The organism is Kitasatospora sp. NPDC087315 (assembly GCF_044744345.1).
Lineage (GTDB): Bacteria > Actinomycetota > Actinomycetes > Streptomycetales > Streptomycetaceae > Kitasatospora.
The window spans coordinates 106,245-131,100 of sequence record NZ_JBIUYD010000016.1; the positions used below are offsets into that span (position 1 = coordinate 106,245).

General features: G+C 72.6%; 20 protein-coding genes. 11 read left to right on the forward strand and 9 right to left on the reverse strand.

Annotation, left to right across the window (positions count from 1 at the left end):
* Window positions 1-108: 108 nt before the first annotated feature.
* The 6 genes from ACIO5D_RS23325 to ACIO5D_RS23350 all read right to left on the reverse strand — a co-directional run bounded on the left by ACIO5D_RS23325 (window position 109) and on the right by ACIO5D_RS23350 (window position 7,624).
* A complete protein-coding gene (locus ACIO5D_RS23325) occupies window positions 109-1,446 on the reverse strand; it encodes a hypothetical protein (RefSeq protein WP_400797486.1) in 1,338 nt (445 codons plus the stop codon).
* Window positions 1,436-3,706, reverse strand: coding sequence for a hypothetical protein (locus tag ACIO5D_RS23330; protein WP_400797489.1), 2,271 nt, complete (start codon window positions 3,704-3,706; stop codon window positions 1,436-1,438). The genes ACIO5D_RS23325 and ACIO5D_RS23330 overlap by 11 nt, the downstream gene beginning before the upstream one ends.
* 31 nt (window positions 3,707-3,737) lie before the next feature.
* Window positions 3,738-3,860 (reverse strand): hypothetical protein, encoded by a 123-nt coding sequence (locus tag ACIO5D_RS23335; protein WP_363609738.1) that lies wholly within the window; start codon window positions 3,858-3,860, stop codon window positions 3,738-3,740.
* A 17-nt stretch (window positions 3,861-3,877) separates the two neighbouring features.
* Entirely contained in the window at window positions 3,878-5,344 is a 1,467-nt protein-coding gene (locus ACIO5D_RS23340) for a divalent metal cation transporter (RefSeq protein WP_363609736.1), read from the reverse strand.
* 410 nt (window positions 5,345-5,754) lie between these two features.
* Window positions 5,755-7,053, reverse strand: coding sequence for a magnesium transporter MgtE N-terminal domain-containing protein (locus ACIO5D_RS23345; RefSeq protein WP_400797492.1), 1,299 nt, complete (start codon window positions 7,051-7,053; stop codon window positions 5,755-5,757).
* A gap of 109 nt (window positions 7,054-7,162) precedes the next feature.
* Entirely contained in the window at window positions 7,163-7,624 is a 462-nt protein-coding gene (locus ACIO5D_RS23350) for a hypothetical protein (protein WP_363609732.1), read from the reverse strand.
* Between the two features lie 231 nt (window positions 7,625-7,855).
* Here ACIO5D_RS23350 and ACIO5D_RS23355 point away from each other — a divergent pair, with 231 nt between their 5' ends.
* The 7 genes from ACIO5D_RS23355 (at window position 7,856) to ACIO5D_RS23385 (ending at window position 15,751) form a co-directional block, all read left to right on the forward strand.
* Window positions 7,856-8,311: a hypothetical protein gene (locus tag ACIO5D_RS23355; protein ID WP_363609730.1), complete on the forward strand. Its 456-nt coding sequence runs from the start codon at window positions 7,856-7,858 to the stop codon at window positions 8,309-8,311.
* A gap of 180 nt (window positions 8,312-8,491) precedes the next feature.
* Complete coding sequence (locus tag ACIO5D_RS23360; RefSeq protein ID WP_400797495.1) at window positions 8,492-8,917, forward strand: hypothetical protein; 426 nt, start codon at window positions 8,492-8,494, stop codon at window positions 8,915-8,917.
* 213 nt (window positions 8,918-9,130) lie between these two features.
* Entirely contained in the window at window positions 9,131-9,331 is a 201-nt protein-coding gene (locus ACIO5D_RS23365) for a hypothetical protein (protein ID WP_363609726.1), read from the forward strand.
* Between the two features lie 237 nt (window positions 9,332-9,568).
* Complete coding sequence (locus ACIO5D_RS23370; protein WP_400797498.1) at window positions 9,569-12,652, forward strand: lantibiotic dehydratase; 3,084 nt, start codon at window positions 9,569-9,571, stop codon at window positions 12,650-12,652.
* On the forward strand, window positions 12,649-13,956 hold the full coding sequence (locus tag ACIO5D_RS23375; RefSeq protein WP_400652457.1) for a lanthionine synthetase C family protein: 1,308 nt from the start codon (window positions 12,649-12,651) through the stop codon (window positions 13,954-13,956). The genes ACIO5D_RS23370 and ACIO5D_RS23375 overlap by 4 nt, the downstream gene beginning before the upstream one ends.
* A 20-nt stretch (window positions 13,957-13,976) precedes the next feature.
* The gene (locus ACIO5D_RS23380; RefSeq protein WP_363609720.1) at window positions 13,977-15,017 is read left to right on the forward strand and encodes a thiopeptide-type bacteriocin biosynthesis protein; all 1,041 of its coding nucleotides are present in this window, start codon (window positions 13,977-13,979) and stop codon (window positions 15,015-15,017) included.
* A complete protein-coding gene (locus ACIO5D_RS23385; protein ID WP_400652460.1) occupies window positions 15,014-15,751 on the forward strand; it encodes a class I SAM-dependent methyltransferase in 738 nt (245 codons plus the stop codon). The genes ACIO5D_RS23380 and ACIO5D_RS23385 overlap by 4 nt, the downstream gene beginning before the upstream one ends.
* A 132-nt stretch (window positions 15,752-15,883) precedes the next feature.
* Here the strand turns inward: ACIO5D_RS23385 and ACIO5D_RS23390 are convergent, their stop codons facing one another.
* The gene (locus ACIO5D_RS23390) at window positions 15,884-16,282 is read right to left on the reverse strand and encodes a hypothetical protein (RefSeq protein ID WP_400797501.1); all 399 of its coding nucleotides are present in this window, start codon (window positions 16,280-16,282) and stop codon (window positions 15,884-15,886) included.
* Between the two features lie 818 nt (window positions 16,283-17,100).
* Here ACIO5D_RS23390 and ACIO5D_RS23395 point away from each other — a divergent pair.
* The 4 genes from ACIO5D_RS23395 to ACIO5D_RS23410 all read left to right on the forward strand — a co-directional run bounded on the left by ACIO5D_RS23395 (window position 17,101) and on the right by ACIO5D_RS23410 (window position 20,898).
* Entirely contained in the window at window positions 17,101-17,616 is a 516-nt protein-coding gene (locus tag ACIO5D_RS23395) for a cupredoxin family copper-binding protein (RefSeq protein WP_363609714.1), read from the forward strand.
* A complete protein-coding gene (locus tag ACIO5D_RS23400; protein ID WP_363609712.1) occupies window positions 17,613-18,566 on the forward strand; it encodes a metallophosphoesterase in 954 nt (317 codons plus the stop codon). The genes ACIO5D_RS23395 and ACIO5D_RS23400 overlap by 4 nt, the downstream gene beginning before the upstream one ends.
* Complete coding sequence (locus ACIO5D_RS23405) at window positions 18,563-19,540, forward strand: DUF6529 family protein (RefSeq protein WP_400652465.1); 978 nt, start codon at window positions 18,563-18,565, stop codon at window positions 19,538-19,540. The genes ACIO5D_RS23400 and ACIO5D_RS23405 overlap by 4 nt, the downstream gene beginning before the upstream one ends.
* Before the next feature lie 200 nt (window positions 19,541-19,740).
* On the forward strand, window positions 19,741-20,898 hold the full coding sequence (locus ACIO5D_RS23410; protein ID WP_400797504.1) for a hypothetical protein: 1,158 nt from the start codon (window positions 19,741-19,743) through the stop codon (window positions 20,896-20,898).
* Between the two features lie 318 nt (window positions 20,899-21,216).
* On the opposite strand, the gene ACIO5D_RS23415 is transcribed toward ACIO5D_RS23410, so the two are convergent.
* A complete protein-coding gene (locus ACIO5D_RS23415; protein WP_363609706.1) occupies window positions 21,217-21,834 on the reverse strand; it encodes a TOPRIM nucleotidyl transferase/hydrolase domain-containing protein in 618 nt (205 codons plus the stop codon).
* Between the two features lie 253 nt (window positions 21,835-22,087).
* Entirely contained in the window at window positions 22,088-24,691 is a 2,604-nt protein-coding gene (locus ACIO5D_RS23420) for a collagenase (protein ID WP_400797506.1), read from the reverse strand.
* Window positions 24,692-24,856: the final 165 nt, after the last annotated feature.

Sequence of the window (24,856 nt, forward strand, 5' to 3'; positions counted from 1 at the left end):
CGCCTGGCGCGTCGGCCGTGCGGGAACTGTGCGACCCGGACGGGCGGCGGAACGGCGGGGCGCCGGTTCCGCCGGGGAACCGGCGCCCCGTCAGGGGGTATGTCGGGCTCAGTCCTTGGCCGCGCCGTGGTCCTCGGACTGCTGCCGTGCGCGGCTGAACTCGCCGGCGCCGACCCGGGCGGCGAGGGTGTCGTCGGGGCCGGACAGCAGGGAGCCGTAGCCGGTGGCGGCCCACAGGCTGCGTTCGGCGGGCACCTCGAAGTAGGGGACGGTGCGGCCCTGGTCCCGGACCGCCAGCACCTGCGGCGAGCGGCGGGCGCGCAGGGCCTGGCCGCAGTCCTCGCAGACCGCGACGTCGGCCCGCTCCCGGCGGCCGAGCGGGCGCCAGGTGGTGCGGCGGACGGCGGTGCCGTGCCGGGGGTCGAAGAAGCACAGCGGGAGTCCGGGAGCCGGTGCCAGGGCGGAGCGTCCCTCGGCGGTCAGGGCCAGCACTCCGACCAGGTCGGGGAGGCCCCGGGCGGCGTCCAGTACCCGGCCGGCCGCGTCGTAGGCGTCCAGGGCTCGGCTCAGACCCGGGGTGGCGGCGCCGCCGCCGTGCTCCACGGCCTCGCCGAGGGCGAGCATCTCGGCGGTGGCCTGGCGGCGCAGCCCGGCCTCGTCGGCGGCCTGCTCGGCGGCGAAGACGGCGTCGGGGAAGGTGAAGGCGGTGTGCCGGGGCGAGCGGCGGCGGCGCACCAGGAAGGCGGCGCCGACGGCGGCGAGGACCAGCGCCGCGGCGACCGCGAGCAGGGTCCCGGGGCCGCGGCCGGAAGAGGAGCCGGAGGCGTTCTCCTTGACCTCGGGCCGGGCCGAGTGCTCCTTGTCGATCCTGGCGGTCTCGGCCTTGTAGACCTCGGTGCCGTTGCCGGCCTTGATCAGTTCCACGGCCTTGGCGACCCGGGCTGCCAGTCCGGCGTCGTTGAGTTCCCTGAGGAAGCCGACGGCGGAGGCGGCGTCGCGGGTCTGATGGGCGTCGGTGGGCCACTCGGTGCCGTTGAGCCACTTCCCGTACTCGTCGGTGCTGATCAGGATCAGCTGCTGCTGGCCGAGCCGCTCCTTGATCACTGCGGCGAGGGTGCGGGAGCTGCCGTCGAAGGCGTCGCCCTTCTTCAGCGGCACCAGCACCACCTTGATCGGCATGCCGGTCGCGGCGATCTGGTCGACCAGGGCCTGTTGCTGGGCGGGGTTGACGGCGGCCGCGTAGGACGGGTCGACGTAGACGGGGCTGGTGGCCAGCGCCTCGGCGATCGTCGTGGCGGTCGGCCCGGTCCCCGCAGTCTCCGCCCGGGCGGGGGTGCCGGTGCCGAGCAGCGCCGTGCAGGCCAGCAGCAGGGCGGCGAGCAGTCCGGCGGCGAGGCCGCGGGAGGCGCCGGTCGGGCGGTCACTGGTCAGTCGGTCACTGGACACTGGCGGACTCCCTGGCCCTGAGGATGAGTGCTTCGAGCCCTTCACGGGCGGCCGGCAGGACCTGCCCGGTCTCGTCCCAGGCGGTCCGGGTGCGGCCGTCCGCCCCGGGCAGGCGCAGCAGCCGTTCGGTGGCCTCCCGTTCGCGGGCGGCCGGGTCGGCGGTGCTGTGGTTGGCGCCGCTGCTGCGGAAGGCGTCCCGGCAGGCGGGGCACAGCTGCGCGGACCTGGGGCCGATGCCGAGGTCGGCGAGCCACCCCGGGACCTTGCCGCCGGTGGCCTCGCCGTGCAGCGGGTTGAGCCGGCAGAGGGTGGGGTGGAGGTGTCCCCGGAGGGCGGCGAGTCCGGCCTGGGCGAGTACCGCGACGGTGGCCAGGTTGCCCGCCTCGGTGGCCTCGTCCGGGTGCTCGTCGCCGGTGTCGGCCAGCAGTTCGGCGGCGTCCAGGCAGTCCCAGGCGCGGGTGCGGCCGGGCGCGGCCTGGTCGGCGGCGGCCAGCCGCCCGGTGAGTTCGCGGACGTCGGCGGCGGCCCAGGCGCGCAGTTGCCGGACGGACGGCAGCGCGGTGGCGTGCCGGGGTCCGGCGTGCTGCTGCGGCGAGGGGTCGGCCGCGGGGGTGCGGCGGGAGTGCAGCACGGCCCGCGCGATGGCGATCACCAGCCAGGCGACCAGCAGCAGCGCGCCCAGCAGCATCGTGCCGAGCACGATCCCGGGCCCGAAGTCGCTGCTGAACAGGCCGGGCAGCCGGTTGTCGCGCAGCGGGGGCAGTTCGGCGTCGCGGGTCGTGGGTCCGTCGTCCCTCCCCGGCTGGGCGGCGGCGACGGCGTCCAGGGTCTGGTTGAGGCGCGGCACCACCTGCAGGTCGCCGTTGTTGCGGTACTCCGGGTAGAGGACGGTGGACGGCAGGCGCAGGAAGCGGCGCGCGGCGTCCTGGTCGGTGCCGAAGGTGTCCAGGTCGATCCGGCCGGACACCGGGTCGATCAGCACGTAGACGCCGTTCTGGCCGGTGCGCTGGTGGACCCGGGCGAGCAGGATGCTGCTGCTGCCGCCGCTCTCGTCGTCGCTGTCGGTCGGCGTGACCAGCACGTGCACCGGGCCCTTGGGCGCGAGTTCGGCGATCCGCTGCCGGATCGCGGGCAGGTCGGCGGCGGTCAGCGCGTCCGCGGTGGACGGGTCCTGGTAGATCGGTCCGGCGGCGAGCCCGGTGGCGACCTCCTCCACCCGGGCGTCCAGGTCGCCCTGGGTGACGTTGAGGTACGGGCTGTCTACGGTCTGCGGGAAGACGGTGGGCGCGGCCAGCACCACCGCGACCGCGGCGGCCACCGCCGCCACCACCGTCACCGGCAGCACGCCGCGTCGGCGGGCGGCGGGCCAGGTGGTGCGGGCCGGGGCCTTCGGCTTCGCCACGGCCTTGCCCGCGCCTTTGTCCAGGGTGACGGCCGGGGTGACGGCCGGGGTCTTGGTCAGGACGACGGCCGGGGCCTTCGAGCCGGCGGCCTTCTTCTTCCCGGCCGGCCGCGGCCGGTCGGAGCGGCGGCGGGAGAGCCGGATGCCGAGGGCCAGCACCAGGCCGGGGATCACCACCACGGCCAGGCCGAGCAGCAGGTTCTGGTTCTGCCGGTCGGTGGAGCTGATGTAGAGGTCGGGCTTGCCGTCCTTGTGGTAGCGGTCGTACAACTCGTCGGCCTTGGCGGCGGCCCGGTCGCGGCCGGAGGCGATCGCGTCGGCGAAGGACTCGAACGCGGCGAGCGGGCCGGCCCCGTACGGGGTGCCGTACAGGGCGATGCGGCGGGCCTCCTCGACCGGGACGTCGACGCCGAACGCGGAGGCGGTGATGCTGCCGTGGTCGCCGATCAGCACGTACAGGCCGTTCTCGCCGAGCCGGTCGCGCACCAGGGCGAGCAGCGCGGCGTCGCCCGCGGGCAGCGCCAGCACGTAGGTGGGCACGCCGGTGCGCTCGGCGAGGGCGGCGATGTCCGGGGCGAGCGAGCGCGGCAGTTCGCGGGGACGGTCGGCCGAGACGTAGACCGGGTTCTTGCGCAGTTCCTCGGCCAGGCGCTCGGACTGGGTCGCGCCATGGGCGAGTTGACCGGCCGGCGCGGCGGTGGCGGACGCCGTGGACGTTGCCGTGGCGTTCGGCGCGGTGCTCGGGCCGGCCGCAACGGCCGTTCCGGCGCTGCCGAGCAGCACGAGGGCCGCGAGCGCCGTACCCGCCAGGGCCCCGAACGTCCCGGTCCGTCTCTGTATCCCTGACAGCGTCCGCATCGGTGCCCTTCCGGTGGTTCGGCCGGTTACTTTACCCGCGCCTGGTCCCGAGCTTCGCCTCGGTGGCGGCCTGCTCGCGCTCGGCGGCTTCCGGGGCCGTTGGTCGGCGCCGGCCCGACGGCAGGCGGCGCACCAGCCGGCGGTGGGCCGGCATCGCCTTCTCCCCTCGGGTCACGCTCCGCCGAGGCGGATGGCTTTGACCAGCAGCAGGATCGCGGCGAGGACGAGGTAGCCGCGCAGGGCGAGCATGCCGAGCCGTAGTGCCGGTGACCATTGGACGGGCTTGAGCAGGGCCAGTGGGGGCATCCGCCAGGCAAGCTTCTCGGCCGCCGGCATCGCGGGTGCCGGAGCCCGGGCCGGGGCGCCGGAGCGCCGACGGGCGATCCGCAGGCCGGCGGCCGCCGCGATGAGCGCGACGACCAGGGCTACGGCGAGCCAGGTGGTCAGGGTCTTGACGTCGATGTGGGGGAAGAGCGTGGCGGTCATCAGGGTGGCGGAGAGCAGGAGCAGGACGGCGATGATGAGGGCGGCGAGGAGGTTGAGCCAGCGGGGGTTGACCCAGGGACCGAGGACTTCGGGGTCGTTGCAGAGCAGGAGGAGGAAGACGCTGGCGGAGGGCAGGAGGAGTCCGGCGAGGGCCTGGACGGCTTCGGTGATGACTCCCAGCGGGGCGCCGGGGATGAGGACGACGGCGGCGGCGAGCAGCACCATCAGGCTGTAGGAGGCGTAGAACGTCTTCGCCTCGCCGAAGCCGCGGTGGAGCGAGTGCCTCAGGTTGAAGACGTCGCCGAAGGCGTAGCTGGTGGCGAGGGTGACGGCGGCGGCGCCGATGATGCTGGCGTCCATGAGGACGACGGCGAACATGACGCCGAGTGCGCGGCTGTGCTGTTCGAGGGCGTGGGCGACGCCGGCGGCGTCGGTGAAGTTGCCTGCGAAGCTTGTGCCGCGGGCGGCGTAGTCGGCGATCATGACGAGGGCGGCCGCTCCGACGACTACCACGACCGATCCGATGACGGTGTCCGCGCGTTCGTAGCCGATGAAGCGCGGGGTGATGCGCTTGTCGATGACGTTGGACTGCTGGAAGAAGAGCTGCCAGGGGGCCACGGTGGTGCCGACGATCGCGATGACCAGCAGGACCGCGTCACCCGTGATGCCGCCCTGGATTCCGGGGACGACGAAGTGGTGGGCGGCCTGGCCCCACTTCGGCCCGGAAAGCAGGGTGAGCGGGACGAGCAGCAGGCTGACGGCGATGAGGGCGAACATGGCGCGTTCCCAGCGGCGGAAGGAACCGCTCGCGGTGACGGCGATCAGCAGGAGGGCGGAGAGCGGCACCACCCAGTATGTGGAGGCACCGAGGTACTCGGCGGCCAGCGAGATGCCGATGAACTCGGTGACGATGGTGAGGAAGTTGAGGACGAACAGGTCGCCGACGCTGAACCAGCCCCAGAACCTGCCGAAGCGTTCGTTGATCAGGCGGGCGTGGCCGACGCCGGTGACGGCGCCGAGGCGTACCACCATCTCCTGGTTGACGACCAGGACCGGGACGAGCAGCAGCAGGACCCAGAGCAGGGAGTAGCCGTAGTTCTGGCCGGCCTGGGCGTAGGTGGCGACACCGCCGGCGTCGTTGTCGCCGACCATGACGATGATGCCGGGCCCGAGAACGGCCAGCAGGGTGAGTGTGCGGGTCTTGAGGCTCGGGCGTTCTTCGGTGTGGTCTCGGGGGATCCGGCCGAACGCGCCTTCGATGTCGCCGAGGTGGGCTTCGTCCAGGACCGCGCTGGGCCGTGGTGCATCCGGCTTTCTGGGTACCGGCCTCGCGGGTGCGGGCTTCCCGGGTGCGGGTGCGGAATCGGGTGCTGCCGGTGCCGGTGGCCGTCTGGCCGGTCGGGGCGCGGGAGGGGTGGGTTCTCTCGGCGCGGTGGGGTGCGCGTCCTCGTGCTTCGGCGGGGGTTGGGCGGGGCCCTTCGCGGGGCTCTTCGCGGGGGCGTGTGCGGGGCGGTCGGCACGGTCGTTGTGGTCCGGGGGGTTCTGGGGGTTCTGGGGTGCCGTCATCCGTCGAGGTCCGTGGTGTTCATGGCCTCGCTCGGCGCGTCGTCGCTTCGGCGGGCGGGGTGCGGGGCGGGCTCGCGCCGGCGCCAGTCCTCGGGGATGACGGTTTCCAGGATGTCGTCGACGGTGATGACGCCGAGGATCTGGTCCCGGTGGTCGACGACCGGCACCGTGAGGAGGTTGTAGTCGGTCATCAGCAGGGCGACATCCTCGACGTCGGTGTCCGGGAGCACCCTGACCGGTTCGGTGGTCATGACCTCTTCCAGGCGGGTGTCCGGGTCGGCTTGCACCAGGGCGACCAGGGGCGCGGTGCCGATCAGCCGGTTTCCGTCCCGGACGACGTGGACGCTGGTCAGGGCCTCGGGCTGCAGGTTGCGGGCCGCCCGGACAAGGCCGAGCACCTCGGTGACAGTGGCGTCCGGGCGCGCACTGAGGATGTCGAGGGCCATCAGACCGCCGGCGCTGGACGGGTTGAAGCCCATCAGGGTCAGGACCTTCGCGCGCTGGCCGGCCGGCAGGGCGTCGAGTACCGGCTGTCGGCGTCTCTGCGGAAGGTCGTTGATCGCGTCGGCGGCGTCGTCGGCGCGCATCCGGCCCAGCACCTCGGCGATCTCGCGGTCGCTCTTCTCCGCGAGCAGGCGCGTCTGCGAGTCGGGCTCCAACTCCTCGAAGACGTCCGCCTCCAGCTCGGGATCGGCGTGGACGGTCTGCAGGATCTCGTGGGATTCGGTGCGGTTGGCGTCCTCCAGCAGGTCCGCCAGGTCGGCCGGCTTGAGCCGGGCCAAACGCCCGAACGGGCCGCGCACGCGTGCCGACTGAGCGTGGCCGATAAGTGGTTCAAAGGACATCCAGTCCCGCCACCGCGGCCGGCTCCCACCGGCGAGGAACCCGAACGGGCGGGCGCGGCGCGGGTGGGTGTCCAGGCGGTCGACGACCCAGCCGTCCGGCCGCCGGCGCAACTCCAGGTCATGTGCCCGGACGAGTTCGGCCTCGGCGACGTCGATCACCCGGTGCCCGAGGACGTCGGCGCGCAGCAGAACCTCCCCTTCACGCCGTTCGAACGGACGAAGGTCCACAACCTCGCTGGTGAGCCGGATCTGCTCGCCGCCGAAGGCCGCGACCTGCTCGACGGGCAGGAAAACCTCGCGCCGGCCGACCCGCACGACCAGCCCGGCGACCAGGGGGTGATCGCGCCCGCGCAGGCGGACGATCACATCGGACAGGCGGCCCACGGCCGCGCCGCCACGCCCCACCAGCGGGCGGCGCAGCAGTTGGGAGAGAGACACGACGAGGTCCACGCCACGACGCTAACCAGGCGTCGGCGATGGCCCGTGGGACGCACCGGGTGGGGCCGGCACCCGGCCCCAATGGCCCAGCCTGCCGGGGCCAAGGCGGGTCGTGCGGGAGTCAGGGGCACGGCAACCGACCGCGTCGGTGGGCTCGCTCGACGAGCTTCCGGGCCAGGCCGTCGGTGAGGTCGAAGTGCCGTTCGAGCCATACGGCGTCGTGACCGTGGGTGGCGAACACCCACGCGGTGCAGAGACGGTTCATGGACGGCGCGTCGGTCTCCGGCAGGAGCCGGCGAAGCTCCTGTTCGGGGAAGTCCTCCATGGACGGCGCCGCGAACCAGGCCTCCGCCGGGTCGCGGTCGAGCTGCCGGGTGTGGTGGCGGGAACGAGCCCGGCGCACGAGGGCCGACGCCGCCAGAACGCCGAGAACGGCGACCGCGGCTCCGCCGAGCGCCGCAGCGACGACGGGCCGGGCCCCGGCAGGCGACACGCCGATGGCGGCGATGGCCGCCACGGCCACGACGGCGGCGGTGAACGCCGCCATGCCCTCGCCGGTCCGCAGGTGGGGTATCGCCCGCATACGGACCACCTTCCCTCTCCTTCATTGTGACGCGGCCGCCGACCGTGGTGCTGAAGGCGCTGTTACCGGCGACCCGGACCGGCGGCGGGCGGGCCCGCAAGGCGGAGCCCGGAGCTGGGCCCGCCGACGGGATCCCAGGGTTCTGGGATGGGAAGGGGCGCGGCCGGCCAGCAGAATTGGCATAGACCACAGGCTCCGCCCGCAGGAACGCCCGTCCGACCGGAGGCACGAATGCTGCGCAGACTCACCTGGATCCTCGCTCTTCCGGCCCTTGTGCTCACCCTGGTGACGGGCCCGGCGGTCACACCGGCCGGCGCCGCCACCGAGCACGAGTTCCTGCAGGGGTACGGCCAGTTGGTACCGCTGCCGGCTCCCGTGACGCCTCCCCAGCAGTGCACCTCACGACGGCTGTACCTGGACGCCGGAACCTACGCCTGGAGCCTCAACACCCCGGGCGGCAACGCGCCCGCCCTGGACGTCCAGCTGTCGTCCGGCTCGTACATCTGGACCGTCTGCGTGTACCCGCGCGCCAGCGTCTACGGAGCGTTCACCCGGCTCACCCCGGAGGACGGCGGGCCGTACCTCGAACGGAGCACCACGTTCGAGGTCACCTTCACGTACACCTACGTGTGGGAGTCCATGCTCTACCGCTGGCAGGGCGTCCCGCGTCCCCCGCGCACCATGTGACGGCATGACGGCACCGGTACCCCTGGTACTCCAGCAGGACTTTGCCTCGTGACCCGGGGCGATGCGGGCGGGCTGGAGCGCAGCCGGGGTGCGGGGCATCGAGGGGCGGCTTCCCGTGGGCCGCCCCTCGGTCGCGTGACAGCGCCTTCGGTCATGACGGCTTCGGGGAAGCCTCCCGATGTGATCACCGAGAGCGCCGCCGGGATGTGGAACCGCGCACCGGACGATCTCCTCCTGGACATCGGGCACCGCTTCCGCCGAGTCGAACCCCGCCGCCGCATGCGCGACCGCATGCGAGGCCTGCCGGCACCGGTGGGCCGCAAGAGCAGCCGGCAACTGGCCGAGCACGCCGGCGCCCAGCGGGACGCGGACGAGATCCGCGACGACCTGCGGTCATTCGTTGCCGTCCGGCGGTTTGGTGGCGGTGTTCGTGCGGCACGGGCGGCCGGTGCCGCGACGTCCGGCCTGTCGCACGCGGCCGACCGCACGCTCCAGCGGCACACGGTCGTGCTCGCCCGCGAGGCGGAGATGGTGCTGCCCCAGATGCGCCGCGACGGCGCCGGCCTCGCCTCGAACGGCAAGCCATGGCAAAGGGTTGACATTTGACACGCCTTGATCAAGGATCAATTGCACCGGGAGACGAACCATTCAGGCGGGACAATTCACCTGGGGGGGCTGGCTTGTCGTGCGACACGGGGGCTGACAATGGCGCTTCCGTCTCCCCGAAGTCACCGGTGTCGCGGCGCCGAAAGGCGCCCGGCCGGCCGTGCCCCGGGACCGGGTGAATTTCCTGGATTCGTTCGAGACAAAGGAGTTCATGTGCCTACTACCCTCATTGCCGAGGAAACCGTGCAGGACCTCGACCTCATGGACCTCGACCTGGACATCCAGACGGCGATCACCGGTGGTGCCGACGCCCCGCTGCGGCCCGAGATGTTCACCTTCATCACCTGTGACACCGGCGGCGCCACGGGCACCTCCTGTGGCTTCACCAACCACTGCAACCCGATGTGCTGCTAGTCGGAACGGCCATGCCCCTTCCCGCGGCTCCACCGCGGGAAGGGGCGGTGACGCCGTTCGAGGTCCACTGCCCCGGATTCCGTTTCGCCGCCGGAGCTCCTCTTCGCGGATGCCGGCGGCGGTCGGCCTTCTTCATGGAAGCGAGATTCTTCCGGCATGCCCAGCCAAAGCCATTTCTCGGCCGCCGAACCGATATTCATCAGGTCCGCGGCACTTCCGGCTGACACTTTTGACGGCATGCTCGCCAGGCTCGGTACGGGCGATTCACCGACCGAGGAGATGCTCACGGATTACATCGGTGAGCTGTCGACCCGCGCCGAACTGCGGGAGGCGATCGCGGTGTCGAGCCCCGATCTGACCGCCGAGCTCGACCGGATCGCCGACGGGGCCCGGCTCAGCCGCAAGCGGCTGGTCCGCACCGCCGTCTCACTGACCCGCTACGCGCGGCGCATCACCGGCCGCCCGACCCCGTTCGGCCTGTTCGCCGGGGTGTCGACCGTCCCGGCCCGGCCGGCAAACGGATCGGCCGTCAAGTCCGCCCGCCCCGACGCGGGCTGGTTCGACGGGCTGGCCGCGAAGTGGCTCAGGGCGCCGCACGTGCGGCACTCGTTGCGGGTGGTGGTCAACAACCTGTGCTTCGTCCGGGGAGACCGGCTGGTGCTTCCGCACCTGCGGGCCCGCGGGGACGACGCCGCGGACATCACCGGGACACAGCAGGCGACGCAGGAACTGTCCATGCGCTGCACGCCGTTGCTGTCCTGGGTCCGCTCGGCCGCGGCCCGCCCGGTGCCCTACCCGGACCTGCTGGCCGCGGCCGAAACCGCCTTCCCGCGCCTGGGCCGCACGCACCTCGACACGTTCCTGGGAGTGCTGGCGCACCACGAGGTGCTCCTCACCGAGTTCGCCGCGACCTCGCTCGACGACCCCGGCCTGGCCTCGCTGGAGCAGGCCCTGCCCGAATCCTCCGAGGAGAGGGCGCAGTTGAGCGCGGTGCGCTCCGCCCTGGCCGACTACCGCGCCACCGCCCCGGGCGAGGGGACGGACGCGTACCGCCGGCTGGTCCGGGTGTCCGCCCGCGCGCACCCGTCGAAGACGGTCTCTGCGCAGGTCGACCTGCGGATGGACACGGACGCGCGACTGCCCGGGGCGGTGCTGCGGGAGGCGGAACGGTACGGCGCGGTCATGTGGTCGCTGTCGGCGCCGAGCGGGGCCTTCGCCCACATGCGGGGCTACCGGCAGGCCTTCCTGGACACCTACGGGCAGCACGGCGCGGTCCGCCTGGAGGAACTGGTGGATCCTCACCGCGGCCTCGGCTACCCCGCCACCTACCTGCACCCGCGGACCAGTACCGACTTCCCCGCCGGGCAGCGCCCCAAGCAGTCGCCGGCGGAGAGCGCCCGCGTGCGGGCGCTGGCGGACGTGCTCCAGCGGGGGCTGTCCGCCGAGCGGCGGGAGGTCGTACTCACCGACGACGACATCCGCAGGCTCGGCGTCGACACCGAAACGCCGCCGCCGGCCTCCCTCGAACTCTGCTTCCAGCTGGTGGCGCGCAGCCGGGCGGACCTGGCGGCCGGGGACTTCACGCTGGTGACCACGCCGACCACGGGCACCCTCACCGCCGGTGCGATGGCCGGGCGGTTCGCCGACCTCGCCGGCGCGTCCGAGGACCTCGGCCGGCTGCTGGCCGGCGACGGGCAGGCACTGGCCGCCCAGGTGGACTTCGTCCCGGTGCTGCCCCGCGCTTTGAACGTCATGCAGGTGCCGCGGATGCTCCCCCATTCCATCCCGGTCGGGACCTTCGACGATCCGGCCGGCCCCGGCCGCATCGACTGGCGCGACCTGGTCGTCGCCGCGGACGGGGACCGGCTGCGCCTGTACTGGGAGAGGACCGGGCAGGAGGTGCGCCCGGTGATCCCGCACGTGCTGTCGCTCGGGACCGCCGCGCCCAACCTGGTCCGCTTCCTCGGTGAACTGGCGTACTGCGGGGAGGAGAAGATCTGGCAGGCCTGGAACTGGGGGCCGTTCGAGCACCTTCCGGTGCTGCCCCGGGTACGGCTCGGGCGGGTCGTCGTCTCGCCGCTGAGCTGGCAGCCCGGCCCCGGGCTGCGCGAGCACGCCGAGCACGGCCGGGACTGGCCGCGGGCGGTGGAGACATGGCGGCGCGAGCTGCGGGTCGACGACCGGGTGAGCGTCGGCCACCGCGACCAGGTGTGCGAACTCGACCTGAGCAGCGGGTTCCAGCGGGAGATGCTGCGCCGCGAGGTGCTGCGTGAGGGGGTGACGATCACCGAGAGCCCGCACGCGCAGGCCGACGCGTTCGGCTGGCTCGGCGGGCACGGCAACGAGATCCTCGTGCCCCTGCGCGCCGCGGCGCCCGCCCCCGGCCCCGTACCCGCGCTGGACCCGCAGCGGGTCGCCAACAGCGCCGTGCGGCCCGTGCACCAGCCGGGTGGCGAGTGGGCGTTCGTCGAGCTCCACGCCCTGCCGGAGGCGCACGAGGCACTGATCACCCGTCACATACCCGCGCTGCTGGACCGGTTCGGCGCAGCGGTCGACCGCTGGTTCTTCATGCGCTACCGGCAGTCGGGCGACCACGTCCGGTTCCGGGTGCACGGCCCGGCCGAGCGGATCGCCGCCACCGTCTGGCCGCAACTGCTGAGCGGGTGCGGCGAGTTGAAGGCGTCCGGGCTGATCAGGGACTTCCGCGTCTCCGGCTACGGGCAGGAGACCTCCCGGTACGGCGGCGTCGAAGGCGTCGCACGGGCGGAGGAGTGGTTCTGCGCGGACAGCCTGGCGGCGGTCGGCCTGCTCACCGCCCTCGGCGGCCGCGGCGCGGGGGCCGACAAGGCCGAGGTACTGCTCGCCGGGTACGTCCACCTGCTGGACTCCCTGGGCCCGTGGGACTGGCGCGCGTGGGTGGGCCGCGTGGCGCCCAGGAGCCCGGGTGCCGCACGGCCGCGCGACGAAGTCCGGGCCGCCGAACGGCTCCTGATACCCGGTCGGGCCAGGGAACTGCTGGCGGGGATCCTTCCCGATCCGTACCGTCCGGCTCTTGCCCGGATCGCCGACGCGGCAGGCCGGTTCGGCGAGCTGGTCCTGCCGGGAATCGGCCGGGAAGGCGGCCGGGGATGGCAGGACGCGGCCGTGGCGAGCCTGCTCCACATGCATCACAACCGGCTGTACGGCATCGACCCGGCCGGGGAACTCGCCGGCCTGGCCCTGCTGGGGCAGGCCGCCCGGGCCCACCGCGGCCGGCTGGCCCACCAGGCCCAGGGCCAGGACCGGCGGCCCGCACACGTCCCGGAAAGGAACCGCACGTGACCACCACCACGGCACCGCCCACGTACCGCGAGCAGGCCCTGGCCCTGGCCGAGGAGCTGGCCGGCCAGCTGCGGGACCCGGCGTCGCTGCCCCAGGCCGATCACGGAACCGGGCCGGACGAGCGGTGGAAGGTCTCGTCGCTGGCCAGCGGCCACGCGGGCATCGCCCTGCTGTTCAGCGAACGGAGCCTGCGCGATCCGGCGGAGCGGCTGACCGCGCACCGGTACGCGTCGCTGGCGGCGGCCAGTCTGGAAACCCAGCCGGCACCGCACCACGGTCTGCTCTACGAGGTCGCGGGCCTCGGCTTCGCCCTCCATCTGGCCAGCCAGGCCGGCGGCGGCTACGGCCGGGCCCTGGCCGCGCTCGACGCCAGGGCCGGTGCGGCCGCCTCCGCGCTGTCCCGGCTGGTGGACACCGTGCCGCTCGGCCCGATGGCCCGCTACGACGTCCTCGACGGCCTGGCCGGTCTGGGCCGCTACCTGCTGCTGCGCGGCCTCGGCGGATCCGCCGACATGGAGCAGCTGCTCACCTCCCTGGTCGGCATGACCGGCCCGGCCGACCACCACGGGCAGCGGGTGCCGCGCTACTGGTCCGTCACCCCGCCCAACTGGCATCCGGCCACCGACCCGGCACTGGTCGACCACGGCCACCTCAACCTCGGCCTCGCCCACGGCATCGCCGGCCCGCTCGCCCTGCTCGCCATCGCCCACCGGCACGGCGCCGTCGTCGACGGCCAGCGCGAGGCCGTCGAGTCGCTGGTGGCGCTCCTCGACCGGTTCCAGGACACCGACGAGTACGGGCCGTTCTGGCCGCCGACGGTCTCCCTGTCCGCCTTCGGCAACGCCGAGCCGGGCCGCGCCCGGGGCCGGACCGCCTGGTGCTACGGCGCGCCCGGCATCTCGCGGGCACTGCAGATCGCCGGTCAGGCCATGGGCCGCGCGGACTGGCTGGAGCAGGCCCACGCCTCGATCGCGCCCCTCACCCGCCTGCCGCTGGAGTCGTTCGGGACGGAACACTGGTCGCTGTGCCACGGCTGGTCCGGAGTGCTGCACCTGCTCGGGTACTTCACCGACGGCCCGCACGCGGCACCGGTGCGCGGGCTGCGCGACACCATCGCCGGACGGATCATCGAGGAGTTCGAGGCCGACGGCCCCCCGCGCCTGCAGCTCGGCTACGACGGCCTGGCCGACGGCAGCCACCCGGCGGGCTTCCTCGAAGGAACGGCCGGCCTGGCCCTCGCCCTCAACCACTACGCCCGCCCGGAGGAGTCACTGCCCTGGGACATCGCCCTGCTGCTGAACTGACCGACCACATGGGGAACCACATGCGCACCCACCCCGGCGCCGGACGACCGGCCCCCGCGCCCGGCGACCACGACGCCCCGCACGACGGCGAGACCATCCGGATCGGCGAAGCCCGGCTGACGGTCCCGCAGTTCCTGCGCGCGGTGGCGGCCCAGCTGGACCACGCCGACACCGCCGCGGACCCCGAGCTGCGGCCCGTCGCCGAGTGCTTCCTCGGCGCCGGGCTGACAGCGCTGCGCGCCGCGGCCGAACCGCGGACCTGGCTCGAATACCGGCTCGTCCCCGGGCCGGACGGCGCGACGCCCGCGCTGTACGAGGGCCTGCTGCACACCGTGCGCGAACTGCTCGCGGCCCGGTGGATCGACGACTTCTTCTTCGTCCACAAGACACCCGGACTGCGCGTCCGTTTCGACACCTGCGCGGCGTACCGCGCGCAGACCCAGGACAGACTCGCCCGGGCGTGGGAGGACTGGCGGGCGGCCGGCCTGCTCACCGAGGTCCGGCCCGCCGTCTACGAGCCGGAGCAGCACCTGTTCGGCGGGCCGCGGTCGATGCGCGGCGTGCACCGGGTCTTCACGGCCGACTCCCTTCTGTGGCTGAGCCACCTGTCGCTGCCGACGCCGCCCGCCCCCGGCTGGGCCCTGTCCCTGGCGGCGACCCGGGTCCTGCTGGAGCGGCTGGGCGTCGCCGACTTCGAGGACCGGGACGTCTGGGACCGGCTGCGCCGACAGCTCGGCCGCAGATTCGAGGCGGAGCCGCCGGCCGACTGGCCCGCCCTGTCGGCCCGGCTGAACCTGCTCTGGCACTCGCCGCAGCAGCTGGCCGCACTGCGCGCCCCGGTGATCGAGCCGGCGTTCGACGCGTTCCAGGAGTCCGTCGCGCGGGCGTGCGACACCTGGCACGAGGAGTACTTCGGCAGTCCCGGCGCACGGGTCGGCCCGCGGGAGGCCGCCGCCCTCCTGACCGTCTTCCACTGGAACCGCGCCCGCATGCCGAAGAACTGGCAGGTGGGCATCACCGAGGCGCTTGCCCAGGGCCCGTCAGAGGAGAGCCAGCCGTGACCACCCGGCCACACGAAACGCCCACGACCGGCGACGCGTTCGGCGCGCTGGTCCGCGACTGCTGGGAGCACGGCGGCGTCCAGGAAGTCCTGGAGCGGGACGACGGCCGGCTCTACCGCTCCCCCGCCTCGATGTACTTCAGCACCGCCGACGCCTGGCCGGACGTCGACCGGGAACTGCTGCGCCGCGTCCGCGGCCCGGTCCTCGACATCGGGTGCGGAGCGGGGCGCACGCTGGCCGAACTCCGGGCCCGCGGCCACGAGGCCCTGGGCGTCGACCCGTCACCGGGCGCGGTCCGGCTCTGCCTCGACCGCGGGCTTCCCGCGGTGCGCGGCACGGCGGCCGACCTCGGCCCCGTCGACGGCCGGTTCGACACCATCGTGATGACGGGCAACGGGCTGGGGTTCCTGGAGAGCAGGGAGCAGGCCCCCCGGGTTCTCGCGGAACTCGCCAGGGTGGCCGCGGCGGGGGCCTCGCTGCTGGGCACCACCTTCGACCCGGCCCGCCTGACCACGCCCGCGGAGAACCGCTACCGCGAACACAATGCCGCGCGCGGCCGGCTGCCCGGGCAGTGGCGGATCAGGGTCCACCACGCCGGCCTGGCGACGGAATGGTTCGATTACGCCTTCCTCTCCCCCGCCGAGCTGGAGGAACTCGTCACCGGCTCCCCGTGGCGCGTTCATGAGATCCACCACGGCGACTTCCACTATCTGGCGCACCTCGTCCTGCGGTGAACCGCGGGCTCGGCGCCCTCGTCCGCAAGGGTCCCGGTCTCAACTGGTGGAGCCGTGGAGGAGATCAGGCCGCGCGGCGAGGGAGCGGGCGCGGCGGGGCGGGGTGGGACGGCGGGGGCTGTGGGCCAAAGGTCAGCGCACGGTCACGGTGAACACGGGAGAGACGGTGTCACCGCTGACGATGCGCAGCTCGTTCAGGCCCTTGAGTCCGAGCTTCACGCCGAGCGAGTAGGAGCCGTTGCGGGCCGTGGGCGCAAAGGCCGGCAGAGTGACCCACGTGCCGTGCTGCTTCTGCTGCAGGGTCACCTTGCTTCCCGCCGTGAGGCCGGTGGTCGTGCCCAGTTGCCATGCCTGGACGGACGAGACCGACGGCCTGGCGGTGATGCCGGCGTGCGCGGCGGCTCGCTGCGTGGCGGACGCGGGGTGGGCGACCGGGGTGGCTGCCATGGCGGTGCCCGCCAGCCCGAGGGAGAGCACGCTGAGGGTGGTCACGGCGGCCAGGCGCAGGGAGTTCCGCTTGGAGACGATCACAGGTACACCTCTTTCGAAGGGGAAGTGGTTGTTTACCCGAAGGCACGGTCGGTCGGTGCGATCCGGGCTCTGTCATCCGTAGGGACGCTCCGCTCCACGCACAGGTTGCGAGCGGACCGTCACTTCCTTGTAACAGCCTGCGATGCTTCGAGGTCCCCAGCACCCAGCGCGCTTCGGTGCGGGGTGCCTGTTTCCGCCGGCGTGGAGGGCGCGGCGTTCTGTTTCAGAAGTCAGCTGGGTTCGTTGCGGGTGGTGCCGCGGGCGCTGTGGGCGCGTGAGCGGCAGCGCGGGGAGCAGTGAAGGCGGCACCGGCACCCTGCGCGGGGATTTTCGGGGCCCTGAACCCAGTCTTCGCATGGACCGCCCCCCGGAAGTCGCCGCGGCCGTCCTCTTTCTCGCATGCGACGAGAGCGGCTTCTGTGCCGGCATGGACCTGAGCGTCGACGGCGGCCTGGCTCAGATCCGAGGCCGGAATCCGTCGGCCCAGGGAATCCCGGGTTCGATCGGCCGCTGGACTCGCCGAACGTCCTCTGGCCGGCCCGCCTGCAGGTTCACCGGGGTTTGGGGACTTACCTTCGAGGCGTTCCGCTGCCCGCCGTCGGGGTGAAACAACGAGACCCCGCCAGGGAATTCGTTTCGCTGCACGGAATGCGCTGTCCGCTCACATAAATTAACCCACCGGGTTGCACCCTTTCCAGTATCCCCAATCCCCCGGCGGGTGTAACGGGGTCGTCCATCCGCTTGAGGAGACCGTTTCCGGACCGGTCTTGGACCACACCCGCCCGTGCCGCTGGGGACGCGCAGAAGGAACGATGGTCATGAATGCGAACTCCTCTCCGCCGGTCCGGCGCTCGCGTACGGCGTGCCTGGCCGCCGTCGTCGTCGCCGGAGCACTGGGACTGCTCAGCGCGTGCGGCGGATCGTCACAGCCCGGACCCGCCGGCACGCTGAGTCCCGGGCCCGGCCAGACCCTGCCGGGATTTCCCGGTGCCTCCGGAACGGGCGGCACGGTCAGCGCACCGGCAGTCACGCCCTCGGTCTCACCCACCAGCAGCCAGCCGTCCGTTCCAGCGGCCGCCAACGCGGTGACGATCAAGAACTTTGCGTTCTCCCCGGCCACGCTGACGGTCAAGGCGGGCACGACGGTGACCTGGACCAACACCGACTCCGACGCTCACACCGTCACCAGTAAGCAGGGGTCGGGCGGGCCGCTGCAGTCGGCGGCCCTGGCCACCAACGACACCTACAGCTACACGTTCACCGCACCCGGCACCTACGCCTACTACTGCACCATCCACCCGTTCATGACCGCCACCGTGGAGGTGACGCCATGACCGGGCAGACACCCGACTCCGGCGGTGACGGCGAGCACGGCATGACCCGCCGGCAGCTCATCCGGCACTCCGCCTGGTTCGGTGGGGTCGTGGTCCTGACAGTCACCGCAGGAGAGGTGATCAGTCATATCCCCGGTTCGGCGAGCGTGGCCCCGGCAAGCAGCGCAGACCTGCGTTTCGTGCAGGTCTCCGACAGCCACATCGGCTTCCAGGGCCCGGCCAACACGGACGTCACCGGGACGTTCGCCGCAGCGATCAACCAGGTCAACTCCCTCGGGTTCCGGCCCGACTTCGTCATGCACAGCGGCGACCTGACGCACCTTTCCACCCCCGCCCAGTTCGACCAGGTCAAGCAGATGCTGTCGCAGCTGGACACGGACCGGGTCTTCACCGTGCCGGGCGAACACGACTCGATCGGAGACAACGGACCACTCGCCTACCGACAGACCTTCGGCAAGAACACCCTCGGCGACGGCTGGTACAGCTTCGACACCCACGGTGTGCACTTCATCGCGCTGGTCAACACCCTGCACCTGGAACAACTCGGCCACTTGGGCAACGACCAGATCGACTTCGTGCGCAAGGACATCGCCGGCCTGTCGTCGGACACCCCCATCGTCGTCTTCAGTCACATCCCGTTGTTCGCGATGTATCCGACGTGGGGCTGGGGCACCGACGACGCGGTGCAGGTGCTGTCGATGCTGCGCCGCTTCTCCTCGGTCACGTGCCTCAACGGGCACGTCCACCAGCTGTTCAGCAAGACCGAGGGAAACATCACCTTCCACTCGGCCCGCCCCACCTGCTACCCGTTCCCCAAACCCGGCCAGGGCCCCGCACCGCTCCCACAGGTGCTGCCCGCCGGACGCCTCAAGGACGCGCTCGGCATCCGCACCGTCAACTACTGGCAGGGCAACCACGCGCTGGCCGTCAAGGACGAGAAACTCGTATGAACACCCGGAGCCTGCCAGCCCTCGCACTGCGCCTGCTGCTCGCCGCCACACTCGCGGCAAGCGGATACATCCACGCCCAGCTCTACATCGACGGATACCGCTTCGTCCACATCATCGGCTCGCTGTTCCTGCTGCAGGCCAGCACCGCCTTCGCGGTGGCCGCACTCCTGCTGCTGGCGGCACCCCTGCTCCTTCGAATCGCCGCCGCCGCGATCGCCATCGGCTCGCTCGCCGGGTTCACCGCATCCCGCACCATCGGATTGTTCGGGTTCTCCGAGCAGGGCCTGCGACCCGCCCCGCAGGCCCTGCTCAGCCTCATCGCCGAGACGCTCACCCTGCTGATCGTCGTGGCCTGGCAGGCATCCGGGGTCGCGGCGGCAAAATCGACAGCGGGGGCGGCCGGGCACGCGGAGGGCCCCGCTCGCCCCGCCGGCCACCGACGGCTCCACGACATCCTGTGGCTTCTCCTGCCCGTGGCGGTGATGGTCGGCCTCTACTGGTACGGCCGGGTACACACCCCCGACTACGAGACCAGCCTCTTCGGGAACCGCGGCGACGACGCGAGACTGCTGAAAGCCCAACTGGGATCCGCGCTCCTGGGCCTGGCGCTGATTCAGCTCCTTCTCGCCCTGTGGATCTACGGCCGCCTGCCCGCACTGCGAACCGCACCGCACAAGGTCCGCACCACGCACCGCCTCGTCGGCCTGACCGCCTTCCTCCTCTCCCTGCCCATCGCCCGGCACTGCATCACCGCCTACGGCGTCCAACTGACCGACCCCCGCGTGGCGCTGCATTCGCTCACAGGCTGCTTCCTCTACGGGGCCTTCGTCGCCAAGGTCATCGTGGTCCGGCACCGCCGCTGGCCCGGCTGGGCACTCCCCCTGGCCGGCGGTACCCTCGTCACCGCGATCGCCCTGATCTGGTACGCCGCCCCCTTCTGGTACCTGAACGACTTCCAGGCACCCGGCCTGTGAGCAGAACGTGAGGCGTCCCTCCCGACGGCCGGCAGTGGGTTCCCGGGCGGCGGGGCCCAGTTCGCCCCGCGCCGGATTCGCCACCGCCGGCACCCCGCCCGAGGAGGCCGAGCCGGCGGCAGCCGCCGAACCCACGGATCGAGGTCACAAGTGCGTCACAGGCACTTTCCCTCACGGTGACCTGCCGAAATGCTTCGCCCGTGACGTTTCCCATCTCCCGTCAGCTGGCCAGGCGGCTGCTCGCCGTACTGCTCACCCCCTTCGTCCTCCTCGCGCTTCGGGCGGGTGATCCCGGCGCCCTGGCCGGGCTCCCGCTCGGCGTCGGGCTCGGCCTGCTGCTCCCCGACGTGTGGTGCCTGCTGTTCGCCCGGGCGGCCGGCGCGCGACTGATGGTCGTCCGCTACGGCCGCGGCCGCCTGCTGGCCTCCACCGCCGTGGCAGGCGTTCCCGTCGAGATCGGCCTGGTACCCGCCGCCGAGCTGACGATCTCCCTCAACCTCGTGTCCGCCCCGCGGCTGCGCCTGCGGCTGTGGCTGCACTCGGCCGTGCTGCTCGCCGTCCAGCTCGGTCTCGGGGCACTGCTCACGGCGCGCCCGGAGGGCTTCGCCCGGGGGCTGGGGATCGCCCTGCTGGTGACCACCGTCATCAGCAACCTGCGCTACCAGGCCGGTCCGTTGGCCCCGCTGTGGGCCGCGCTCGGCATCACGCTGCGGCGCGACCTGCTCGAACCGCAGCTGCGCCACCCCGACCTGCTGCGGGCCGAACGGCAACTGGTCCGGGGCCGGATCGGCGCGGCCCGCCGACTGCTCGACCTGGTACCCGAATCGCCCCTGCCGAGCGCCACCGAGGTGGGCGTCCTGCTCGCAGAAGGCCGCTACGAGCAGGCCTCCGCCGGTGCCCGGGAACTGCTGCACGCCCACCAGGCACCCTGCCACCCGATCGGCTACCAGCTGCTGGCCGCGGCCGCCGTGGCCGCCGGGGAGGCCGGCGAACTGCCCCCGGAGGAGGTCCGGCACCGAGTCGCCCTGGCGCTCATCGGCCTCGGTGGCGACGGCTCCGAGCCCGACCCGCGCATCATGCACCGGTACGCGCAGACCGCCGCCGACGCCGAACTGCTCGACGGCCGCCCCGAGCAGGCCGCCCGGCTGGCCAAGCGCTGGAGCAGCACCGCCGGTTCGCCCTTCTGGCGCGCCGACGCCTGCTGCACCCTGGCCGCCGCGCTCACCGCCCTCGGCCGCTACGAGCAGGCCCGCACCGCTCTCGCCCGGGCCCGCGCCCAGTGCCCCGAACTGGCCCGCACCGCCCGTCTGGAGACGCGCCTGAAAGCGGCGGAGCGGGCCGCGGTTCCCGCCCGCTGAACGAGCGGGGCCCGGCAGGAATGAACTCATCAGCGATCCTTCAGGGCCGGGCTGGGCGACACCTCGTCCAGCAGGCGGTCCACCGGCCCCCGGTGAGGGCCAGGCAGCGCAGGTCGGGACACTTGAAGACGGCCACGCCCTCGCGGGGTGTCGGCCAAGCCCGCTCGATCGACCTGCCGCCCTTGTGCGATCTCGATCGGTGCGTCGTGGTGCCGGGCCTCATCTCCGGAGCCGTCGTCACATTCGTCCCCGGCTGCCACGCCGCGCTCCACCGGCAGTCCCGGCGGTAGCCGCCGCTGACCCCGGGCGGCGCTTCGGTCACAGGTTCGCGAGCAGATTGTGGAGGGGAGCGGGCACCCGGTCGGGGTCGAGGGCCTCGGCCAGGAGGCGGCCGTAGCGGATCTTGCGGCCCTTCTTCGTGCCGAGGAAGCGCCGCATCTGTCGCTGCGGGGGCCGGCCCTGGTGGGCGGGCTGGCGCACGAAGGTCTGCCAGGCCTGGAGGTCGCCCTCGGCCTGGACGATCTCCTCAACCCGTGCCACGCCCAGCGCGCGGATGAGTTCGTCCTCCAGGTCCGCCGCACACACGAAGAACCCCTGGCGCGGCGCGCGGGCCTTCTCAAGACCGCGGTCGTAGAAGCGCTGCTCGCCCTCGTCACACAGTCCGGCGAGGCGCAGACCCAGCCCCGGCGGCCCGAGGAGGCCGGCGTAGCGGCCGACGCTCATCGCTCCGCCCATGGGTATGACGCACACCCCTTCGGCGGGCAGGTCCCGGCCGTAGCGCGCGGCCAGCGTCTCAACGGCCGCGAGGTCGCTCGGCCCTTCCAGCAGCACCGCGGTCCGCACGCGCAGTCGTGCGGCCAGCTCACTCGCCGGCCCGCCGGGGCTGCCCGCCGCCCAGCTGGTGACCGCATCCCGGAACGCTCGCATGTCCGCCATGGGGCGATTTTGCCCCTGTTCGGGCAGGCGCGGCACGGATTTTTCGTCGGCCGCGCTCCGGGGCTTCGCGTGAGGGGGGAGAGCGGCTCCGGCCGTTTTTTCGGGAAGCCTCGTCAGTCGGGCCTGTCGGAGGCAGTGGGGCCGCGGGGATCCGCACGCCCCGCGCTCCCCCGGTCGGCGGACGGCGACGCCGAACGGCCACGCCCGCGGCAGGTCTGCCGCGGGCGTGGCCCGCACGGGGAGGGGCGTCCGGTCAGAACTGGGTACTGACCGTGACCCCGCTGAAGTCGGTGTTCGCGTAGAGGCTGATGTAGCGGTAGCCGGCCGTCGGGTTGGTGACGGTGATGCTCTGCGTGGTGCCCGGGTTGGTGGACGAGGTGGTGAAGGCGCTCGGCGAGGCCCAGGTGTCCGCGTTGTAGTACAGGTACGCGGTGCCGGTGCCCCCGGAGGTGTCGATCTTCAGGGTGCTGGTGCCGGCCGGCAGGTAGACGTACAGGTAGTCGAGGTGGCCGGCGGTGGCGGAGAGGCCGGAGCGGGAGCAGTTCCGGCCGAGCGCGTCGGTACGCGGGTCGGCGCAGGTCGGCAGGGTGGTGCCGCCGCCGCTGCCGGTGGTGACGGTGACCGGGGCCGGGGTGCTGGCGGTCCTGCCGGTGTCGTCGGTGACGGTCAGGGCAACGGTGTAGGTGCCGGCGCTCGCGTAGGTGTGGGTCGGGTTCTGCTGGTCGGACGAGCCGCCGTCGCCGAAGGTCCAGTGCCAGGCGGTGATCCGGCCGGGGCCGGTCTGGACGGATTTGCCGGTCAGTGTGACGGTGGCGCCGTTGACGGCCTGGTCGAACAGCGCGGTCGGGCCGGCCGCGTAGCAGGCGCCGCCGGCGCAGCTGTCGAGCCAGGCGTCGAAGTCGGCGTCGTAGCCGGTGCCGACGTTGTTGTAGACCGCGTAGCCGCCCTGGTAGTCACCGGTGCGGAAGTGCCCGAGCATGGCGGTGATGTCGGCCGGGTGCTTCTCGAACATGTACCGGACGGCGAGGTAGCCCCACGGGTAGGTGCGCACCGAGTCCGAGTTGCGGTACGTGTTCTGGAAGATGGTGCTGAGCGTGTAGGTGTGCTTGGCCGCCTCCGACATCGCCTGGGTGTCGGTGGTGCCGCGGTAGGCGTAGGACTCGTACTCGGCGACGCCCTCGATCCACCAGATGTCCGGAACGGAGACCTCGGTGGAGAAGTCGCCCTTCATGTCGTAGATGTTGTCCAGGTAGTGCGTGTACTCGTGGTTGAGGTTCCATACGTTGGCGGTGAAGCCGTCGTTCCACGACTTCTGGTACATCACGCACACGGCCTGGTCGTTGGGGTCGGTCGGGTCCATGACGGTCTGGCCGCCGTTGTCGGTGGAGTTCCTGAAGATCGCCCAGGAGTAGGTCAGGTAGTCGGCCTGGTTGGCGAAGACCGCGAGGGTGAGGGTCTTGTCGTACTGGCCGGGGATGGGGCCGTTGTCCTTCACCATGGCGTGGAAGAAGGTGTCCTCGCCGCGCAGGCTCGCGCAGACGGCGGCCAGGTCGGCGGGCGACAGCGCCTCGGTCTGGATGGTGCGGTTGTCGCAGACCAGCTGGTTCGGCAGCACCGCCGCGGTCAGCTTCGCCGGCAGGTCGCAGATGCCGTAGTACGAGCACTGGCCGGGGTCGAACGTGTTGGCCTGGTACGCGGTGTGGACGTACAGCGGGCCGGTCACCCCGGTGATCCGGACGGCGTCGAGCACCGCCTTGACCTGGTCCTTGAGCGCGGCCTCGACCGCGGGGCCGTCACCGGCCATCCGGCCGAGGTCGTTGCCCGCGTTGACGTCGAGGTAGGAGTTCGCGGTGCCGAGCAGGTCCTTGTGGTTGAGCGCGAACGTGCCCAGCGCGGTGCCGATGGCCGGGTCCGCGCTGACCGCTTTGACGAAGTCGGGGTTCCAGTTGCCCCGCCACAGCGGCGCGGACAGTACGGCGTTGACCGACTTGAGCATCTTCGGGAACGCGTTGTAGGAGTTGTCGTAGCTGTTCAGCACCTGCTTGTAGACGCCCAGGTAACTGCCCTGCAGGTTGGCGCTGTCGGTGAGAACCAGCACCTCGTTGAGGACGGTGCCGTTGTTGTCGGTGACATCGGTCCAGTGCCGGCTCGCGAAGAAGGCGTCGAGTCCGGCCCTGGAGGCACTGGTGAGGGCGGCGTCGTACGGGCCGACCGCGTCCGCGTTGTAGGACTGGACGTACCAGCCGGCCCGCATGAAGAGCACGAGCTGCAGGATGCCGGTCGAGTTGTCGCCGGTGTAGCCGGCCGCCAGGTTCTGGAAGGCGTTGGCGACGGTGAGCATCTTCGCTTCCTTGAAGATGCCGCCCGCGTCGGTGCCGGTGACGTTGAACAGCGTGCTGACGCAGTCCGGGGTCGAGCCCTCGACGAAGGAGACCAGGTCGGCCCCGCTGCGGCCGCCGAAGTCGGCCGGGGTGCAGCTCTGCGCGCCGGCGGCGGCCGGACCGGTGGCGGAGCGGCTGGCGGAGCCCGGCCTGGCCGGGGGCGTCTTCCGGTCGGCCGGTCGCGGTGCGGTCTGCACGGTGGTGCCGGCGGGCTGGCCCATCACGACCTGGCCGAGCAGCGCCGGCGGCAGCGGCTTGGCGGCGGGGGCGAGGTCCTCGGAGGGGTCGGCCGCGCGGAAGGCCCCCAGCGGCCCCGGGGCGGCGGAGCCCGCGTCGGCCGCCGGCCGGGCACTGGCCGACGGGTGGGAGGCCGGTCCGGAGGCGGCGAGCGCCGGGACCGGCAACAGGGTGGCGGTGGCGGCACAGCCGGCGACGACGCCGGCCATGAGTGTGGGGAGGGGTATCCGAAGGCGCACTGCTGGGCCCTTCTCCTGTGGGGGAGGTCTCTGGACGACTGCCGAGGCATGGGGGGATGCGGCATGATCCTGCCATTCGACAGGGCGTCAGAACAATGTCACAGGTCATATGACATCAGGTGGGCCGGTCATAACACGGCCTCGGAACGGCCGTGCCGAACCACC

Excerpts from the sequence above, each read along its gene's own strand:
- ACIO5D_RS23330 (WP_400797489.1), bottom strand. The coding sequence starts at position 3,706 with ATGCGGACGCTGTCAGGGATACAGAGACGGACCGGGACGTTCGGGGCC.
- ACIO5D_RS23335 (WP_363609738.1), bottom strand. The coding sequence starts at position 3,860 with ATGCCGGCCCACCGCCGGCTGGTGCGCCGCCTGCCGTCGGGCCGGCGC.
- ACIO5D_RS23340 (WP_363609736.1), bottom strand. The coding sequence starts at position 5,344 with ATGGTCGGCGACAACGACGCCGGCGGTGTCGCCACCTACGCCCAGGCC.
- ACIO5D_RS23350 (WP_363609732.1), bottom strand. The coding sequence starts at position 7,624 with ATGCGGGCGATACCCCACCTGCGGACCGGCGAGGGCATGGCGGCGTTC.
- ACIO5D_RS23355 (WP_363609730.1), top strand. The coding sequence starts at position 7,856 with ATGCTGCGCAGACTCACCTGGATCCTCGCTCTTCCGGCCCTTGTGCTC.
- ACIO5D_RS23370 (WP_400797498.1), top strand. The coding sequence starts at position 9,569 with ATGCTCGCCAGGCTCGGTACGGGCGATTCACCGACCGAGGAGATGCTC.
- ACIO5D_RS23380 (WP_363609720.1), top strand. The coding sequence starts at position 13,977 with ATGCGCACCCACCCCGGCGCCGGACGACCGGCCCCCGCGCCCGGCGAC.
- ACIO5D_RS23395 (WP_363609714.1), top strand. The coding sequence starts at position 17,101 with ATGAATGCGAACTCCTCTCCGCCGGTCCGGCGCTCGCGTACGGCGTGC.
- ACIO5D_RS23400 (WP_363609712.1), top strand. The coding sequence starts at position 17,613 with ATGACCGGGCAGACACCCGACTCCGGCGGTGACGGCGAGCACGGCATG.
- ACIO5D_RS23405 (WP_400652465.1), top strand. The coding sequence starts at position 18,563 with ATGAACACCCGGAGCCTGCCAGCCCTCGCACTGCGCCTGCTGCTCGCC.
- ACIO5D_RS23415 (WP_363609706.1), bottom strand. The coding sequence starts at position 21,834 with ATGGCGGACATGCGAGCGTTCCGGGATGCGGTCACCAGCTGGGCGGCG.